Source organism: Neorhizobium sp. T25_13 (assembly GCF_002968675.1).
Taxonomy (GTDB): Bacteria; Pseudomonadota; Alphaproteobacteria; order Rhizobiales; family Rhizobiaceae; genus Neorhizobium; species Neorhizobium tomejilense.
On sequence record NZ_PVBI01000001.1, the window covers coordinates 358,508 to 375,353 of the forward strand.

Annotated in this window: 14 protein-coding genes; 10 read left to right on the top strand and 4 right to left on the bottom strand. The window is 58.8% G+C overall.

Features of this window, described 5'->3' with window-relative positions; translation table 11 throughout:
• The first annotated feature begins 227 nt into the window (after positions 1 to 227).
• A complete protein-coding gene (locus C5J22_RS01730) occupies positions 228 to 1,208 on the top strand; it encodes a LacI family DNA-binding transcriptional regulator (protein WP_245440257.1) in 981 nt (326 codons plus the stop codon).
• A gap of 9 nt (positions 1,209 to 1,217) precedes the next feature.
• Here C5J22_RS01730 and C5J22_RS01735 read toward each other — a convergent pair whose 3' ends face one another.
• Positions 1,218 to 2,387, bottom strand: a complete 1,170-nt coding sequence (locus C5J22_RS01735) for a mandelate racemase/muconate lactonizing enzyme family protein (protein WP_105436882.1) — start codon at positions 2,385 to 2,387, stop codon at positions 1,218 to 1,220.
• Positions 2,388 to 2,493: 106 nt separating this feature from the next.
• Between C5J22_RS01735 and C5J22_RS01740 the strand changes: the two genes are divergently transcribed.
• The 6 genes from C5J22_RS01740 to C5J22_RS01765 all read left to right on the top strand — a co-directional run bounded on the left by C5J22_RS01740 (position 2,494) and on the right by C5J22_RS01765 (position 10,376).
• Complete coding sequence (locus C5J22_RS01740) at positions 2,494 to 3,408, top strand: LysR family transcriptional regulator (RefSeq protein WP_105436883.1); 915 nt, start codon at positions 2,494 to 2,496, stop codon at positions 3,406 to 3,408.
• Between the two features lie 200 nt (positions 3,409 to 3,608).
• On the top strand, positions 3,609 to 4,466 hold the full coding sequence (locus tag C5J22_RS01745) for a helix-turn-helix domain-containing protein (RefSeq protein WP_105436884.1): 858 nt from the start codon (positions 3,609 to 3,611) through the stop codon (positions 4,464 to 4,466).
• 138 nt (positions 4,467 to 4,604) lie between these two features.
• Positions 4,605 to 6,116 (top strand): aldehyde dehydrogenase, encoded by a 1,512-nt coding sequence (adh, locus tag C5J22_RS01750; RefSeq protein ID WP_305778771.1) that lies wholly within the window; start codon positions 4,605 to 4,607, stop codon positions 6,114 to 6,116.
• Between the two features lie 330 nt (positions 6,117 to 6,446).
• Positions 6,447 to 7,502 (top strand): ABC transporter ATP-binding protein, encoded by a 1,056-nt coding sequence (locus tag C5J22_RS01755; RefSeq protein WP_105436886.1) that lies wholly within the window; start codon positions 6,447 to 6,449, stop codon positions 7,500 to 7,502.
• 124 nt (positions 7,503 to 7,626) lie between these two features.
• Positions 7,627 to 8,649 carry an extracellular solute-binding protein gene (locus tag C5J22_RS01760; RefSeq protein WP_105436887.1) on the top strand — a complete coding sequence of 341 codons (1,023 nt, stop codon included), beginning with the start codon at positions 7,627 to 7,629 and terminating at the stop codon, positions 8,647 to 8,649.
• 53 nt (positions 8,650 to 8,702) lie between these two features.
• The gene (locus C5J22_RS01765) at positions 8,703 to 10,376 is read left to right on the top strand and encodes an ABC transporter permease (protein ID WP_371412523.1); all 1,674 of its coding nucleotides are present in this window, start codon (positions 8,703 to 8,705) and stop codon (positions 10,374 to 10,376) included.
• 141 nt (positions 10,377 to 10,517) lie between these two features.
• Here C5J22_RS01765 and C5J22_RS01770 read toward each other — a convergent pair whose 3' ends face one another.
• On the bottom strand, positions 10,518 to 11,108 hold the full coding sequence (locus tag C5J22_RS01770) for a PAS and helix-turn-helix domain-containing protein (protein WP_245440259.1): 591 nt from the start codon (positions 11,106 to 11,108) through the stop codon (positions 10,518 to 10,520).
• A 77-nt stretch (positions 11,109 to 11,185) separates the two neighbouring features.
• Here C5J22_RS01770 and C5J22_RS01775 point away from each other — a divergent pair, with 77 nt between their 5' ends.
• From C5J22_RS01775 to C5J22_RS01785, 3 genes are all read left to right on the top strand, one after another.
• Complete coding sequence (locus tag C5J22_RS01775) at positions 11,186 to 11,899, top strand: CoA transferase subunit A (RefSeq protein ID WP_105436889.1); 714 nt, start codon at positions 11,186 to 11,188, stop codon at positions 11,897 to 11,899.
• Complete coding sequence (locus tag C5J22_RS01780; protein WP_105402634.1) at positions 11,899 to 12,540, top strand: 3-oxoacid CoA-transferase subunit B; 642 nt, start codon at positions 11,899 to 11,901, stop codon at positions 12,538 to 12,540. The genes C5J22_RS01775 and C5J22_RS01780 overlap by 1 nt, the downstream gene beginning before the upstream one ends.
• Before the next feature lie 168 nt (positions 12,541 to 12,708).
• Entirely contained in the window at positions 12,709 to 13,965 is a 1,257-nt protein-coding gene (locus tag C5J22_RS01785; RefSeq protein ID WP_105436890.1) for a glycosyltransferase, read from the top strand.
• A gap of 83 nt (positions 13,966 to 14,048) precedes the next feature.
• Here C5J22_RS01785 and nhaA read toward each other — a convergent pair whose 3' ends face one another.
• The gene (nhaA, locus tag C5J22_RS01790; RefSeq protein WP_105436891.1) at positions 14,049 to 15,272 is read right to left on the bottom strand and encodes a Na+/H+ antiporter NhaA; all 1,224 of its coding nucleotides are present in this window, start codon (positions 15,270 to 15,272) and stop codon (positions 14,049 to 14,051) included.
• A 424-nt stretch (positions 15,273 to 15,696) separates the two neighbouring features.
• Positions 15,697 to 16,812 (bottom strand): TRAP transporter substrate-binding protein, encoded by a 1,116-nt coding sequence (locus tag C5J22_RS01795; protein WP_105436892.1) that lies wholly within the window; start codon positions 16,810 to 16,812, stop codon positions 15,697 to 15,699.
• Positions 16,813 to 16,846 lie beyond the last annotated feature (34 nt).

Sequence of the window (16,846 nt, forward strand, 5' to 3'; positions counted from 1 at the left end):
CCTCCCGGAGAGCAATGGAAGCGCTTTCATTGTAGCCTCAAAATCCTGCTCCGCAAGCATGAGTGGCAAAATTTATACCGCTTTGATTCAGTATGTTAGCTGGCTTCCTTGAAGATTATGCAGTTTAGGCACTTGCCTGTGAGTCCAATGAAAGCGTAACTCATTTAGCAGGGATGGCGAATATGACAGGTCACGACAAAAACAGAAGAAATCCGACGAATGGGCCGGTGACGCTTGCCGACGTCGCAAGGCTTGCCGACGTATCTCCTGTCACCGTCTCACGGGCTATCAACACGCCCAATCTGGTCAAGCCGCAAACGCTGGAAGCAATCGGCCGCGTCATCGCAAGGACCGGATACGTGCCCAATCTCCTGGCCGGGGGGCTCGCCTCACGAAGAACGAGGTTGATCGCTGCGATCGTGCCGTCGGTCGCCAGCACGATCTTTGCAGAGACTATAGAGGGTCTCAACGCCGAGCTTGTTTCCGCCGGCTACCAACTCTTGCTTGGATTGTCCGGCTACGATGCCCAACGAGAGCTCGAACTGACCCGCGCAATCCTCGCCCGCCGTCCCGACGGCATTATCCTGACTGGAATCTCTCATCTGAAAGAGACGCGCGCGATGCTGACCGGGGCAGGATTGCCGATCGTCGAGATCTGGGACTCGACGCCGTCGCCGCTCGATACCGCCGTCGGTTTCTCGCACCTGGCCGTGGGCGCCCTGGTTGCCGAGCATCTTTTGGCCAGGGGATATGACCGCTATGCCCAGATCGGCGCGAATGACCCGCGCGCAGTCCAACGCCGCGACGGCTTCATCAATCGTCTGGCGGGAATTGCTGAGGTAGAATTGCCGGCGCTCGATATGAACTCTCCATCGACGTTTAGCGACGGACGAGCCGCGATGGCGCAGCTTTTGGACCGGGGACACGGCACGCTCGGCGTCTTCTGCTCGTCGGACGTGGTAGCCCACGGGGCACTGGCCGAGGCCCATTTCCAAGGCTGCAGAATCCCTGAGGACCTGGCGATCATCGGCTTTGGCGATTTCGATTTTGCTCCGCACACGCATCCTCCGCTAACGACCGTCCGCATCGATCGCCGCGACATCGGCACCAAGGCGGCGCAATCGATCTTGAAAAAAATCGCCGGCAGCGAGGATGTGGGCGCCATGATCAATATCGATTTCCACATCGTCGCGCGGGGAACCGCCTGACATGCGACCTCAAGGTCGCTTGCCGAACTCCGCCGTTCCCCTTGTCCAATGATGCGACTGCTCGGAAAGCGTGATTCCCAATCCCGGACGGGTCGGCACCGCCATGCGGCCGTCCTTGATCTCCAGCCGCTCGTTGAACAGCGGATCGAGCCAGTCGAAATGTTCGACCCAAGATTCAAGTTCGTAAGCTGCCGCCAAGTGCAAATGGATTTCCATGGCAAAATGCGGCGCCAGCTGCAGCTTTTTCGCCTCCGCCAGCGCACAGATCTTCAGGAACTGGGTAATGCCGCCTACCCGTGGCGCGTCCGGCTGGATGAAATCAACGGAATTGTTCTGGATAAGAGATGCATGCTCAAGAACGCTCGCCAGCATTTCACCGGTCGCGATCGGCGTATCCAGCTGCGCCGCAAGCGCCGCATGCCCTTCGACATCATATGCGTCGAGCGGCTCCTCGATCCAGGTAAGGTTATAAGGCTCCATCAGGCGGCCGAAACGCATGGCGCTCGGCCGGTCCCATTGCTGGTTTGCGTCGACCATCATGGCTGCCCGGCCACCGATGCGGTCGTAAACTGCCGCCACGCGCTTCAGGTCGATATTCATGTCCGGCTGACCGACCTTGATCTTGATGCCGCCGATGCCGGCCGCGATCGACTGCTCGACGTTTTCGAGAACCTCTTCGATCGGAGAAGAAAGAAACCCGCCGGAGGTGTTGTAGCATCTGACGGAATCACGGTGCGCGCCCAGCAGCTTTGCGAGCGGCAGACCCGCGCGCTTGGCTTTGAGATCCCACAAGGCCACGTCGAAAGCGGCGATCGCTTGGATGGCAAGACCGCTACGACCGACGGAGGCTCCGGCCCAGCAGAGTTTGTTCCAGAGCTTGCCGATATCGTTCGGATCTTCACCGATTAAAACCTCGGCGATCTCCTTTGCATGCTCGTACTGGCCGGGGCCGCCTGCCCGCTTGGAATAACTGAACCCGATGCCGCTATGCCCCTGCCGGGTCTCTATCTCTGCGAACAGGAATGCGACCTCGGTCAGCGGCTTCTGCCGGCCGGTCAGCACCTTTGCATCGCTGATCGGCGTTTTCAGCGGCAGGAAGATCGAGGAAAGCTTGATCCAGGCAATGCTGTCTCCACCGCCGATTTGCTGCGTTGAGCCCGTTGTCGAGTGCGTATCCATTCGTCTCACGCCCATAAAGGTTTCGCGTCTGGTCTTGACCGTTACCGATCTCACCCATTTAAGTCCAGATTGATTATTGTAGAGAATCTATACCGGAGTTGGATAGATGCTGGATATGACGCAGGTCAGATCGTTTGTCGTGCTGGCGTCAGAGTTGAATTTCAGCCGTGCCGCCCGGCGCTTGAATATCACGCAGCCGCCCCTCAGCCGGCAGATCAAGCTCTTGGAGCAGGAACTGGACGTCACGCTGCTGGAAAGGACGAGCCGGCGGGTCGTTCTAACCCCTGCCGGCATGGTATTCCTGGTGGAAGCCCAAAAGTTGATCGAGCAGGGCAATGCGGCCACAACAGCGGCGCGGCGAGCGGCACGCGGCAGCGCGGGATCGGTGAGCATCGCATTTGTGGGAGCAGCAACCTATAGTTTTTTGCCAAAGTTCATCAGTGCCGCACGCACCACCGCTCCTCAGGTAGAGCTGGAATTGGTGCAGATGGAGACGGCGGAACAACTCCAGTCAATCAACACCGGCCGTATCGATCTGGGCCTGTCGCGCCCGTTGATAGGTTCGCATTATCTCGAAAGCGCCTGCGTGGCGCGCGAACCCATGATGCTTGCGATACCTCGGACTCATCCCCTGGCCGCCGATCGTCGTCCCGCGCTGAACAAACTCGATGGCGAGCCCTTCATCATGTTTTCCGCCCAGGCGCGATATTTGCACGAAAAGCTGGCCAGGCTACTAGCCGAAGCCCGGATCACCCCGCGCATCCTGCAGCACATGACGCATTCACAGGCCATTCTGTCCCTGGTGAGCGCTGGTATAGGTTTAGCAATCGTGCCGGGCGAGACCCGCACCGCTTGCTTCGACAGTGTCGTATTTCGCCCGATCGACCTCCGCGAAGAATGCATAGCCGAACTCCACGCCATCTGGAGACCGGACAATCGCAATCGCTTGCTGCAGGACATCCGCGAGGTAGCAGTGCAAACGGCAGCCCGTGACGGTGATCTCGCCGGAAGGCGCCTTTGAATGACTGTGGGAAACCGGCGCGTCGACTACAGGCATGCCGGTGGGATTCATGTTGCCGCAGCCCGAGGAGGTGGTAAGCTTACGGCCAGGGAGGACGTATCATCCGCGGCGAAACCGATCACGTGAACAGGGTCGCAAAGGTTATCGCGTCCGGATCGGACGCGGCGCGGAGTCCGCTTGCAGCTTCCTGGCGACGATCAATGGAACATCACCGGCTGGATCCGGCGGCGCGCCGACCGAACGATCGGGTCGATGAGGCGGAACTCGACCACCGACGAGCTTGCCTGGATCGCTTCATGAGGGTTGCAACAGCAAGGCTTGATCATCTCTTTGGCCTGGTGGGTGCCTCAGGGTGCGGCGTTCTTTTGACCGATTGCGACGGTGTGATCCTGGATCAGCGTTGCAAGGATTCCGATCTGACAGCCTTCCAGGAATGGGGCCTGTGGCCCGGCGCGGACTGGAGCGAGGCCAGCGAAGGCACCAACGGAATAGGCACCTGCCTGACCGAGAAAAGAAGCGTCACGATCCACCGCGATGAACACTTCTTCGCCCGCAATACCGGAATGAGTTGCATGGATGCTCCGGTCTTCGGTGCCGATGGCGGCATCATCGCCGCGCTCGATGTGTCTTCTGCCCGGGTCGACCAGACGGAAGGATTCAATCGGCTCATCTCGGCGATGGTGGCGCAGACCGCGCGGTCCATCGAGACCGATTACTTCCGCGCTACGTTTCCAAAATCTCGGATCGTGGTGGCACATACGGACGACAGCGAGATGTCGGTGCTTTTGGCTGTGGATGCCGACGATCTTGTCGTCGGAGCAACACGGGGCGCACGTCGCGTATTCAGATTGGAGCCCACGGGTTTTCTTAAACCCCGCCCTGCGTCCGACCTCTTCGGCGGGGGAGAGGAATGCTTGGGGTTCGATGCCGCGGAACGAGCCGCCGTGATGCGTGCCCTTGCTCGTACCGAGGGCAACGTGTCGGAGGCAGCCCGGCAGTTGGGGATCGGTCGAGCGACCCTTTACCGGCGCATGAGACGGCTGCATATCGGCGAATAGCGCGCCCACCTGTCTCAGATTTGGGACGTTTTCGGTCCTGACCCTCTCTCCCCAGGCTGACCAGCTGACCTTTCTGGCGCATCTAGATGTGATCGGGTGGAGGATCCGATCACACGGAGGAGTATTTCCATGAACATCATGACCAAGCCGACAAGCATCTACGTCTCGCCCTTCAAGGACCGCTATGACAATTTCATTGGTGGCAAGTTCGTTCCCCCAGTCCACGGCCGATATTTCGACAACATCACCCCGATCACTGGCGCAAAGGTCTGCGAAGTTGCTCGATCGGACGTGGCCGACGTTGAGCTGGCGCTGGATGCGGCCCACAATGCCAAGGAGGCCTGGGGCCGGACCTCAGCAGGCGAACGCGCCAACATCCTCTTGAAGATTGCCGACCGTTTGGAAGACAATCTCCAGCTTCTGGCGCAGGCTGAGACGTGGGACAATGGCAAGCCGATCCGCGAAACCACGGCGGCAGACATCCCGCTTTCAGTCGACCACTTCCGCTATTTCGCTTCCGTGTTGCGTGCCCAGGAAGGCACCATGTCCGAAATCGACGCCGACACGGTCGCCTATCACTATCACGAGCCGCTGGGCGTCGTCGGCCAGATCATTCCGTGGAACTTTTCAATCCTGATGGCCGCCTGGAAGCTGGCCCCCGCACTTGCCGCCGGCAACTGCATCGTACTGAAGCCTGCCGAACAGACACCAGCGGCGATCATGGTGCTCATGGAACTGATCGCCGACCTCCTGCCGGACGGCGTCCTGAACATCGTCAACGGGATGGGACCCGAGGTAGGAGGCCCGCTGGCCAGATCCCGCCGCATTGCAAAGATCGCCTTCACCGGCTCCACCGAGACCGGGCGCATCATCATGCAGGCGGCAACCGAAAACCTGATCCCCGTGACCCTGGAATTGGGCGGCAAGTCCCCGAACATCTTCTTCTCCGATGTGATGGCAGAGGATGACGCGTTCCTTGACAAGGCCGTCGAAGGGTTCGTCCTATTTGCCTTCAACCAGGGTGAGGTCTGCACTTGCCCCAGTCGTGCGCTTATCCAGGAGGACATCTACGAGGCGTTCATCGCACGCTGCATCGAGCGGGTGCGCGCGATCAAACAGGGTGACCCTCGCGACCTGCAGACGATGGTGGGGGCACAGGCGAGCCAGGAACAGCAGGACAAGATCCTGTCCTATCTGACGATCGGCGTGGAAGAAGGAGCAGAAGTACTGATCGGAGGGGATGCCGCGCGCCTTGACGGGGACCTTTCCAGCGGCTTCTACGTTCAGCCAACGATCCTGAAGGGCCACAACAAGATGCGGGTCTTCCAGGAAGAGATCTTCGGCCCAGTGGTTTCTGTCACGACGTTCAAGGATGAGGCGGAGGCGCTGCAAATCGCCAATGACACCATATACGGCCTTGGGGCCGGTGTGTGGAGCCGCGACGCCAACCGTTGCTACCGCTTCGGTCGCTCAATCCAGGCCGGCCGCGTCTGGATCAACAATTATCATGCTTATCCGGCCCACGCCGCGTTCGGTGGATACAAGCAGTCGGGCTTTGGGCGCGAGACGCACAAGATGATGCTCGACCACTATCAGCAGACCAAGAACATGCTGGTCAGCTACAACCCAAACAAACTTGGGTTCTTCTGAGCCGAGGATTTGCCAAGGGGTGGGTCTTTACAGGCCCACCTCTAAGGTTTCCATCCGCTCTTTTCGCTCATGTGCCGTCTTCCAGACATCGAGCCTCTTCGAGAGTCACGCCGATTGCCAACGCCGACAAGCTGTCTTCCAGTTCCGCTACCGTCCACGGGCGGATCAAGGGGACTGTTGGGAACGGCTACCTATGCGACTACTGGGTTGCGCTCTGACGCTTCAGATCCGCAACCGCCATCAGAATGGCAGGCCGACGGTTTGCAGCGCTACCCTGGTTCTGTATCAAGGCACCAGCCCCAATCGCCCCACGATCGAGAGGAGATCAGAATGGTTGCCGAAACTGACGAGTTTGCGCTGGAGATCCGAGACGTGACACGACGTTTCGGACCGACGGCAGCCGTCGGTGGCATTTCGTTATCGGTCCGCAAGGGAGAAATTATCTGCCTCGTCGGCCACTCCGGATGCGGCAAATCAACACTACTCAGACTGATCGCCGGCGTCGACACGCCGGACGGCGGCCGTATTCTTCTTGCTGGCAAGGAGATTTCAGGCCCATCGACCTTCATCGAGCCCGAGGCGCGCAATATCGGTTTCGTTTTCCAGGATTATGCTCTCTTCCCGCACCTGACAGTGGAGCAGAATATCCTGTTCGGTCTCAAGCGCTACAATAGAGCCGAGGCGATCAGGAAGAGCTCGGAGGTGATTGGCAGGATAGGTATCACGCATCTCATCGACCGTTTTCCACATATGCTGTCCGGTGGCGAACAACAGCGCGTAGCGCTGGCAAGGGCGCTTGCTCCCCGGCCCCACATCCTGCTGATGGACGAACCTTTTTCCAATCTGGATCAGAGCCTGAGGGACAGGGTGCGCGACAACACGCTGTCGCTTCTGAAAACGCTGGGTACCACCGTGATCATGGTCACTCATGACCCCGACGAGGCGCTTTCGGCCGGGGACCGCGTGGTTCTGATGAAGGCTGGCGAAATCGTTCAGGCAGGCTCAGGCTACGATCTGCACGATCGACCCCTCACCCCGTATGCGGCAGAATTCTTCTGTGACTTCAACAAGGTGCCGGGCGTCTACAAGGGCGGCGTGATTGCAACAGCGATGGGCGTCTTCTCACAGGCTCTGGCTATCCCGGAAGGCAGTCCGTCGACGCTTTACATCCGCCCTCAGGCGATTTCGATCTCGCAGGATGACGGAGATTTTTCCGGCCGCATCGAAGGGCGAAGCTTTCATGGAGAATTCGAGCAGTTCCTTGTTCGTGTCGATCACCTTGAAACACCATTGCGAGTGAGATCGACCAGACGACTGCCGCCGGATGTCGATCTGGTGCGAGTCTCCATCGCCAACGATCAAGTGCTGGCATTTCCGAGCGATTAAATCGAAGATTGTATTGGGTGAGAAATGCGGATCAACAAACCGTGATTGTGACTGCAAGTTGAATATTAAAACTTGACGAAAACGGTCATAAACTGCTGCAAGCATGCAAAACACGGAGGGACTTATGAACACGCATGCCATCGCAACATCGACCTTTCTCGTCGCCTCGCTCTTCTTGAGTGCAAGCGCGGCCACTGCCGCCGAGATCAACATCTACACGACGCGTGAGGCGGGGCTAATCCAGCCGCTTCTCGATGCATTCACCAAATCCACAGGCACCAAGGTCAACACCGTTTTCCTGAAGGATGGCCTTGCGGAACGCGTTGCAACAGAAGGCGCCAGCTCGCCCGCGGATATCCTGATGGCCGTCGATGCCGGTAGCCTGGTCGACCTGGTCGAGAAAGGTGTCACCCAGCCCGTCGAGTCGGCGGTGCTGAATGCTGCCATTCCCGCGCAGCTGCGCGACCCCAAAGGCAACTGGTACGCGCTTTCGATGCGTGCACGCGTGCTCTATGCCGCGAAGGACCTGGATCTGAAATCGTTCAACTACGAAGAGCTTGCCGACCCCAAATGGAAGGGCAAGGTATGCATTCGCGCCGGCCAGCACCCCTACAACACGGCTCTCTTCGCTGACTACATCGCCCACTACGGCGCGGCTGAAGCAGAAAAGTGGCTGACGGGCGTTAAGGCCAACCTGGCCCGCAAGGCCGGTGGTGGCGACCGTGACGGCGCCAAGGACATCCTTGGCGGTATCTGCGATATTGCAATCGCGAACTCTTATTATGTCGGCCTGATGCGATCGGGCAAGGGCGGTCCGGATCAGGTCAAGTGGGGTGAGGCCATCAAGGTCATTCTTCCGACCTTCAAGAATGGCGGCACGCAGGTCAACATCAGTGGTGCAGCTGTCGCCAAAAATGCGCCAAACAAAGCCGAAGCAGTCAAGCTCCTGGAATATCTCGTCTCCGATGAAGCCCAGAAGATCTATGCCGAAGCCAATTACGAATACCCGGTCAAGGCCGGCGCGGCCACCGATCCGATCATCGCATCCTTCGGTCAATTGAAGATCGATTCCAAGTCGTTGACGGAGATCGTCGGCCATCGCAAGCAAGCAAGCACGCTGGTCGATAAGGTTGGCTTCGACAACTAACATGGACAGAAAGGCGCCCTTGTGTTCGCGGGCGCCTTTCGTCTGGCCAGTTGGTGAATAACGTGACCTCCCCTATCGCCGCGATCGCTTGGCCCAAACGTCGTCCAGGCAACCGTTGGCTGATCTGTACAGTTATAGTCGCAGCACTTGTGGCGCTTCCCGTCGTGGGCCTTTTCCTGCAGGCTATTCAGGGCTCTCCCGGCCTCTGGCAGCATCTGGCAACCACTATCCTGCCGATTTCCATGGTCGATACCATCATCCTTCTCCTGGGCGTCGGCATCGTTTCGGCTGTCATCGGCACAACCATGGCATGGCTGGTTACAGCGTATTCCTTTCCCGGTCGGCGGACGCTGGAATGGGCACTGCTGCTGCCGCTCGCCGTGCCGACCTACATCATCGCCTATGCCTATCTCGATATTCTGCACCCGATCGGTCCTGTACAGAGCGCAATCCGCTGGTTGCTTGGTTATTCGAGCCCGCGCGAGTTCCGATTGCCGGACGTGCGCTCGATGCCCGGCTGCATCCTTCTTCTGGGTTTCGTTCTCTACCCATACGTCTACATGCCCACACGCGTAATGTTCCTGACACAATCAGCCAATCTCATCGACGCGGCACGAACGCTTGGCATCTCCCGCCGCGCCATCTTCTGGAACGTCGCTCTGCCGCTTGCAAGGCCGGCGGTCGCCGTCGGTGTCAGTCTGGCGCTGATGGAAACCCTGAATGATGTCGGCGCCTCGGAATTTCTCGGTGTTCGCACGCTGACCGTGTCGATCTATACGACCTGGATCACGCGAACAGACCTGCCCGGCGCGTCACAGATCGCCCTGTTGCTATTGCTTATGGTCGTCGCTCTCGTGTCGTTCGAACGGTGGGCGAGGCGAAGGCAGCGCTATTCCGCAACTGCGCAGCGCAATCGTGGTTTTGAGCCGCTCCGAGTTTCTTCGCCGAAAGGCCTGCTTTTGCTGATGCTCGGCCTAACCCCGATCCTGATCGGTTTTGCCGGACCGGCCCTGTACCTTTTGGCATCCGCATGGCAACGCATCCGCTTCGCCGGCGTATCCTCGAACCTGCTGAACGAGGCGGTAAACACGATTGCCCTAGCCGTCATCGCAACCGCGACCACCATCGCATTTGGCCTCGTCATCGCCTATGCGAACCGCCTCCGCCCGGGCGCGGTGTCGTCATGGTCCTATCGTTTCGCGACAATGGGATATGCGGCCCCCGGCACGGTGGTTGCCATCGGCGTTCTGATCGTGCTGGCGACGGCAGATCGGCTAGTTGACCAGGCCGCCATCGATTGGTTCGGAGTCTCCACCGGCCTGTTGTTCATCGGTTCGGGCGCTGCGCTGATCTACGCATATACGATGAGGTTTCTGGCTATCTCGGCTGGAGGCATTGACGCCGGGCTTGCACGCATTCCCCTGTCACTGGACCAAGCCTCACGTTTGCTCGGCCAGTCTCCGACCGGGACCCTGCGCCACATACATCTGCCGTTGTCGAAAGCCGCATTAACGGCAGCCGGCCTGCTGGTCTTTGTCGACTGCGTCAAGGAACTCCCGGCCACGCTCCTGCTGCGACCGCTCAACATCGAAACATTTGCCACCCACCTATACGGCGAGGCCGCGAGGGGAACCTACGAGGAGGCTTCTGTCGCCGCCTTGGCCATCCTTCTGATCGGCATGCTACCGGTCATCCTGCTTTCGCGCATCGGTCGCTCGGATCGTTGACGTTGCCCGAGCAAGCCGAGGCCCGTCAGACAGACTAGGCAGGGGCGACGCCTATCCGTCGGGCGCTGGATGATGCGCCAACCTCGTGTTTGGAAAAGACCGATTGAGGATAGGATCTCTACTCAGCCAAATTAAATGAACTCATCCTTGCCGTTTATGGCCTGCCGTAAACCATGCTACCAGCTCAGCTGAATTGCGTACGCCTACGGCTTGCATAAGCCGCGCGCGATGGGATTCTATCGTACGCTTCGAAAGTCCGAGTTCGTCAGCGATCATTGCGTTGCTCTTTCCCTGCGCAACCAGGGTGATGATCTGGTGCTGCCGGTCGGTAAAGGTCGGGTCGGAACTCTTGATCGGCCGGTTGATCGCCTGGAAACAATAGAGTGCTTCGGCAAACGGATCGGCCAGATGGTGGCTACGGCCGTTCACCCTGCACCAGAAGCGTCCGCCATCCCCCCTCGTCATGATCCGCTCGTCATAAAAGACCTGCCCGGCGGGCAGATGACTGCGCCACAAATGACCGATGCGCACAAAGTCCGCGATCTTCGGATAGAGACGTGCAAAACTGGTGTCCAGGATCTCTTCCCGGCGAAGCCCAAAAAGCGTAGCGAATTCCACGTTACAATCACGAATGATGCGATGCCTTGCATAAACCATGGGCACCGGCATATCCGCCAGCGGAAAACGATGGATCTGATCCGGATCCGGAATTGATGCTGGAGCTTCAGGCATGCAGTATTAATACGGCTAGCCGCCAAGGTCGATCAAGCCTTAGTTTCGCACCAGCGGAATTCCGTGGGAGGGTCAGGATGCGAAAGATAGTATCAAGCGCCACTGAGGCGCTGGCAGGCGTATTGAAGGACGGCATGGTGATCATGTCGGGAGGGTTCGGGCTTTGCGGAATACCCGAAATCCTGATTGAGGCGGTCAAGCTGTCGGGTGTAAAGGACCTCACTGTCATTTCGAATAATGCTGGCGTCGATGGAATAGGCCTCGGCCTGTTGCTGGAAACGCGCCAGATTCGGAAAATGATTTCGTCCTATGTCGGCGAGAACAAGCTCTTCGCCCAACAGTTCCTTTCCGGCGAACTCGAGCTCGAGTTCAATCCGCAGGGTACGCTTGCGGAACGGATACGCGCAGGCGGCGCAGGCATCCCGGCGTTCTTTACAAAGACGGGTGTCGGTACGATCATTTCGGAGGGCAAGGAGATACGGGAGTTCGGCGGCGAGCAATATGTCATGGAAATGGCGCTGACGGCGGACGTATCGCTTGTCCATGCCTGGAAGGGCGACACCGAAGGCAATCTCGTCTATCGCAAGACGGCCCGAAACTTCAATCCAATGATGGCGACCGCGGGCAAGTTCACAGTTGCCGAGGTCGAACATCTCGTCGAGGTCGGCCAGATTGACGCCGACCATATCCATACGCCGGGCATCTTCGTATCAAAAATTCTCCACGTTCCCGATGCGAAGAAACATATCGAACAGCGGACCGTTAGAGCCGCACAGACGGAGGCGGTGTAATGGCCTGGACACGGGATCAGATGGCTGCGCGCGCCGCGCGTGAGCTTCAGGACGGTTTTTACGTCAACCTCGGTATCGGCATCCCGACGCTGGTGGCCAACCACATCCCTGCCGGCATCAATGTCGTCCTGCAGAGCGAAAACGGCATGCTCGGCATCGGCCCTTTCCCGCTCGACAATGAAGTCGACGCCGACCTCATCAATGCCGGCAAGCAGACCGTCAGCGAACTGCCGATGACGAGCTTCTTTTCGTCGGCAGACAGCTTCGCGATGATCCGCGGCGGTCACATCGACCTGTCGATCCTGGGCGCCATGCAGGTGGCCAGCAACGGCGACCTCGCGAACTGGATGATCCCGGGCAAGATGGCCAAGGGAATGGGCGGCGCGATGGACCTCGTCGCCGGGGTCAAACGCGTCGTCGTGCTGATGGAGCACGAGGCCAAGGGCGAGTCGAAGCTTTTGCCGGAATGCGATCTTCCGCTCACGGGCAAGCGCGTCGTGGATCTCGTCGTCACCGACCTCGGCGTTTTCACGATCGCAAGGACGGGCGCTCCGGAAATGGTGCTGGTCGAAATCGCCGAGGGGGTGACCCTTGAAGAAATCAAGGCAAAGACCAGAGCTGACTTCAGGGTCGGTCTTTGATCGGCGTATAGGGCAATACATCCCGCGAGGTGTTCGCCCCACGCCTGAGCTGACCTCTAACCAACCGTCTCTCTGGCGCTGCTTAAGTCACTCTCCGAACTCGGACGCCAGGCAAAGTTCGCGTCAGGCTTGGAAGCTTCGGGCGCCATCGAGGGGAGGACGGGCGTGATGCGGATCGCGATCCATGCATATGGCACGAGAGGAGACGTCCAGCCCTTTGTGGCGCTCTCAGTTGCGCTCCTGGCCGCCGGCCACGAGGTCCAGCTCGCGGGGCCGGCACCATATGCTCCACTTGCTGTCGCCAGATCGGTTCCCTTTCACTGTCTCCCGCCGGAGATGTTGAACCTGATCGAAACGCGCGAGGGCAAGGAGGCCATCGCCGAGGGCGGTGGCTTTCTTGCCGGGTTCAAATTACTCAAGCACGTAAGGCCTCTTATGGAGGATCTGCTAAGACGTGAATGGGAAGCCGCGCGCGATTTTGCGCCCGACCTGATTGTCTATCACCCCAAGTCACTTGCGTCGCTTCACATCGCAGAACGACTGGGATGTGGCGCCGTTCTCGGCTCACCTTTGCCGATCTCCACACCGACCTCTGCTTTTCCCAGTCCGGTCTTTCCGGTGAGAACCCTGGGACCGCTCAACCGGCTGAGCCATAGCCTCGTGGTAAATGGCGCTGACCTTCTCTTTGCCGGAACTATCGCCCGTTGGAGAGAGAGCTGCCTGAAGCTACCTGGCCGGCCAGCACGGCGACCGCGCCCGTCGATGACGCTCTACGCGTTCAGCAGGCATATCGTTCCTGCGCCATCCGACTGGCCGCCTGATGTCCACGTTACCGGGGCTTGGTTCCTGGATAGCCCCGAGTGGGAAATGCCAAGTACATTGGAAGCTTTTATTGCGGGTGGTGAGGCCCCTGTATATGTGGGCTTCGGCAGCATGCCCGGGCTGGACCCAGAACAACTGACGGAGATCGTTGTTAGCGGACTGGCTCTGGCCGGTCGCCGAGGATTGCTTGCAACCGGCGGGGGCGCCCTCTCGGCGTCTCTTCCAACATCGACTACCATGCATTTGGATGAATTTCCTCATGATCGAGTACTGCCTCTCACCGCGATGGCGCTCCATCACGGCGGCGCTGGGACGACCATGGCATGCGCACGAGCGGGTATCCCGGCGGCTATTTGCCCATTCATGGGAGACCAGCCGTTTTGGGCTCTGCGAATGCGGAACATGGGAGTAGCTCCGGCAAAACTCGCAAGAAAGCATTTGAGCGCCGATCGGCTCGCTCGGGCGATCGACGCCATGGATGATCCGAAGATGCGGGAACGAGCGACAACACTGGCGAACCTGGTTGCGCAAGAGACCGGAACCGCGACGGCAGTTCGTTTGCTCGAGCGTCTAGGCCAGGACCTCGGCAGATCCTTATCCTGATAGCCCGGCGCGTGGAAAACCGCAGAAGGGAACTTGGTCTCGATGTCGCCAGAATGCCGGAGCGACGAGAACCAGGTTTCTGGCTATTCAATCACATCGGCGTACTGGCACCCCTGCCGACGGGGCGCAAACCTCAGTATGAAATATCCAGCGATACCTGCGATGATTGATCCCGCAAGAATGCCAAGCTTTGCCCGATCTTGCATCACCGGATCATCAAACGCCAGCAGCGCGACGAACAGACTCATGGTAAAACCGATGCCACAGAGAAGCGAAACGCCGAAAGCCTGGGCCCAACTGGCGGATCCCGGCATCTCCACGATCCCGGTTTTCACCAGAAGAAAGACCGAGCCAAAAACCCCGATCAGCTTGCCGAGGACCAAGCCGAGGCCGATACCAAGGGTCAAGGGTTCAAGGATAACAGACGGCGATAGTCCCGCGAACGACACCCCTGCGTTCACAAACCCAAAGATAGGGATGACAATGAATGATACCGGACGATGGAGCGCGTGTTCCAGCTTATGAAGCGGGGACACATCCTGGTTGGCCTCTGGAGTACCCGGCGTTAGCTTGATCGGAACCGTGAGTGCGAGAAGCACACCGGCAATCGTTGCATGAACACCCGACTTCAGGACGAAAAACCAAAGAACAGCCCCCAGCATAAGGTAGGGCCATAGCGCCACTACCTTGATCCGGCTAAAGAGGCAGAGGTTGAGGAACACCAAGGCGGCTCCGGCCAAAGCCCAGAGATTTATATCCGCAGTGTAGAACAGAGCGATAATCACCACTGCTCCGAGATCGTCTATGATGGCAAGCGCCGTCAGGAAGACCTTGAGCGTCACCGGAACACGTGGGCCAAGCAGTGAAAGGACTCCGAGCGCAAACGCGATATCAGTCGCAGTCGGAATCGCCCAACCTCGTGTTGCTGCGGGGTCGTTGATGTTGAAAAACACGTAGATTGCCGCGGGCATCATCATGCCACCGAGTGCCGCCACACCGGGGAGAATTCGGCGCGGCCAGCTTGAGAGCTGGCCATCGAGCATCTCGCGCTTGATTTCCAGGCCCACCATCAGAAAAAATATGGCCATAAGGGCGTCATTGACCCAGTGCTGGACGCTAAGCGGACCGATGTAGCTCTTCATCACGGAAAAATAAGTTGGTGCGAACGGCGAGTTCGCCACGGCAAGACCCACAGCCGCAACCGCCATCAAAAGCAATCCGCCTGACGCTTCACTATGGAGGAATTTGCGAAGTGTGGAGTTTATTCTTCCCGTCGTGAAGATCGATTGTTTTTTGTTCGAAGACATAGCTACGCGATCCTGCTCAGGTTGTTCAAGTCTCCGTAATTTTGGGAAAACCCTGGCGCACGCAGCACACGCCAAGCGGATCGTGTCTATATGATCATAAGTTCACTGCCAACTCTCCGCGGCAGCAATCGGCGTCAGTCAACGACCTCTGTGAGGCGTCAACGGGGATGAGAGCCGCTAAATAATCCAACGGGCATGGCGCAAACTGGCAGCTACTGCCAAAAAAGAGTTCCTAGATCCCGGTCACCTCCCGACATCGTGCGCCGCGGCTGACCGCGTCATGAATCCAAAAGGCCGCGTCCAAATCGACGCGGCCTTTTGGTTGGTCTTGCGATCCCGGTGTCGCGAGAAAGCCTCGGCCGAACTCAGACGCCGGCCTTCTTCGCAGCGGCCACCGAACTGAGATAACCATGGCGCTCTTCAGTTATCTCCCTGCTGACTGGGCTGCATACATGTAGCTGTCATAGCTATACTCGGCGACCCGGAACCACTCGAAGCTCTCGTCGCGAAACTTCTTCCAGCCAGGATAGATCTTTGCCCATGCCGGGTGTTTCTGCGAATATTCGGCGTATAGTTCAAAGGACGCTTTGTAGGCTGCATCCATGACGTCGCGTGGCAGCGGACGCAGCTGGACGCCCTTGCCCACAAGAGAGCGAATCGCGGCGGTATTCTTGACGTCGTAGAGCGCCTGCATATTGACATTGGCGGCCTTGCACGCCGTGTCGAGCGCTGCCTTGTAGGCGTCCGGAAGGGCGGAATACTGACCTTGGTTGATGAAGAAGTGGATCGTCAAACCGCCTTCCCAGTACGCAGGATAGTAATAGTTCTTGGCAATTTGGTAGAACCCGAGCTTTTCGTCGTCATAGGGGCCGATCCATTCGGCGGCGTCGATCGTGCCGCGCTCAAGAGCTGGATAGATGTCCCCACCTGGAAGCTGCTGCGGGACGACGCCAAGACGGGACATGACTTCGCCGGCGACACCGGCGATCCGCATCTTGATGCCCTTGAGGTCAGAGACGCTCTTGATCTCCTTGCGGAACCAACCGCCCATCTGAGCGCCCGTCGCGCCGCCGGGAATACCGACCACCCCGTAGTTCGACAGGAATTCATTATAGGCCTGATTGCCGCCGCCATGGTAAAGCCAAGCATTCTGCTGGCGGCCATTGAGGCCGAATGGAATGGTCGAGCCGATTGCGAAAGTCGGATCCTTTCCAGTAAAATAATAGCCGCAGGTGTGGGCGAGTTCGACGGTGTTTTCCTTGACGGCATCGATCGCCTGGGCACCGGGCACGATTTCGCCTGCCTGGAATACCTGGATCTGGAACTTGCCATTGGTGATCTTCGAAAGCGCCTCGGACATGACGACCGCGCCGCCATAGATGGTGTCGAGATTGTTTGGGAACCCCGATGTCAATCGCCAACGGATCGACGGCATTTCCTGTGCAATGGCAGGTGCTGCAAGCGTCGCACCGGCTGCCGTGGCAGCTCCGGCGATCGCCCCCTTGGTCAAAAAGCCACGGCGGCTTACGTCATTTGGCATGTCAGTCCTCCTCGGTTGTTGTTTCTCTGGCCAG

What these genes read in the sequence shown, in the direction of transcription:
- adh (WP_305778771.1), top strand. Translation starts at nt 4,605, where the DNA reads ATGACCAAGCCGACAAGCATCTACGTCTCGCCCTTCAAGGACCGCTAT.
- C5J22_RS01755 (WP_105436886.1), top strand. Translation starts at nt 6,447, where the DNA reads ATGGTTGCCGAAACTGACGAGTTTGCGCTGGAGATCCGAGACGTGACA.
- nhaA (WP_105436891.1), bottom strand. Translation starts at nt 15,272, where the DNA reads ATGTCTTCGAACAAAAAACAATCGATCTTCACGACGGGAAGAATAAAC.
- C5J22_RS01770 (WP_245440259.1), bottom strand. Translation starts at nt 11,108, where the DNA reads ATGCCTGAAGCTCCAGCATCAATTCCGGATCCGGATCAGATCCATCGT.
- C5J22_RS01740 (WP_105436883.1), top strand. Translation starts at nt 2,494, where the DNA reads ATGCTGGATATGACGCAGGTCAGATCGTTTGTCGTGCTGGCGTCAGAG.
- C5J22_RS01780 (WP_105402634.1), top strand. Translation starts at nt 11,899, where the DNA reads ATGGCCTGGACACGGGATCAGATGGCTGCGCGCGCCGCGCGTGAGCTT.
- C5J22_RS01735 (WP_105436882.1), bottom strand. Translation starts at nt 2,387, where the DNA reads ATGGATACGCACTCGACAACGGGCTCAACGCAGCAAATCGGCGGTGGA.
- C5J22_RS01745 (WP_105436884.1), top strand. Translation starts at nt 3,609, where the DNA reads ATGGAACATCACCGGCTGGATCCGGCGGCGCGCCGACCGAACGATCGG.
- C5J22_RS01775 (WP_105436889.1), top strand. Translation starts at nt 11,186, where the DNA reads ATGCGAAAGATAGTATCAAGCGCCACTGAGGCGCTGGCAGGCGTATTG.
- C5J22_RS01795 (WP_105436892.1), bottom strand. Translation starts at nt 16,812, where the DNA reads ATGCCAAATGACGTAAGCCGCCGTGGCTTTTTGACCAAGGGGGCGATC.
- C5J22_RS01760 (WP_105436887.1), top strand. Translation starts at nt 7,627, where the DNA reads ATGAACACGCATGCCATCGCAACATCGACCTTTCTCGTCGCCTCGCTC.
- C5J22_RS01785 (WP_105436890.1), top strand. Translation starts at nt 12,709, where the DNA reads ATGCGGATCGCGATCCATGCATATGGCACGAGAGGAGACGTCCAGCCC.